Below are 470 nucleotides of genomic sequence, written 5' to 3'. Positions count from 1 at the left end.
CCAGAGGGCGAATACACTCTAGATTATGTTATAGAGGACTCTGCTTTTTATCGTTCTGTGCATATCAGTTACCCTGATGCGATTGATACGTTGGAAGCGAAGCGCCGAGGTGTGTCCCCTGGAGGGAACATCAAAATTCATGGCTTAAAAAACGGTGAGAGTCAGTTGCCGATTTACATCCAAAGTTTTGATTGGACTAATGGGTGTATTGCGATTACCAACGAGGAGATGGACGAATTTATCCAGCTTGTCGAGATGGGGACACCAATTCAGATTGAGTGGTAATAAAAGGTCCCCTTTAATGTTCTGGCTCTTATAGGCTATGGCATAAAGCGCTGTGGATGATCACTAAAAATACCGTCTAATTGAGGTAGGTATTTCAGTTTATTTGGATTGTTCACCGTATAGCACATCACTTTGTAACCGGCTTGTTGGAGTTTGTTTATCTGGCGAGTACGAACCCAGTTAAT

At 42.8% G+C, this 470-nt stretch carries 2 protein-coding genes; one reads left to right on the top strand and one right to left on the bottom strand.

Going from position 1 to position 470, the window contains the following annotated elements; translation table 11 throughout:
* The coding region (locus IQR33_RS18855; protein ID WP_193843925.1) for a L,D-transpeptidase family protein at nucleotides 1–285 on the top strand (285 nt) is incomplete at its 5' end.
* A gap of 35 nt (nucleotides 286–320) precedes the next feature.
* Here IQR33_RS18855 and IQR33_RS18850 read toward each other — a convergent pair.
* On the bottom strand, nucleotides 321–470 hold a 150-nt coding region (locus IQR33_RS18850), incomplete at its 5' end, for a glycerophosphodiester phosphodiesterase family protein (protein ID WP_265575795.1).

Origin of the sequence: Vibrio sp. OPT46 (genome assembly GCF_015163535.1) — a bacterium.
Classification (GTDB): Bacteria; Pseudomonadota; Gammaproteobacteria; order Enterobacterales; family Vibrionaceae; genus Vibrio; species Vibrio alginolyticus.
Note: the sequence above shows the minus strand (reverse complement) of the source record. Positions and strands in the feature narration are given on the sequence as shown.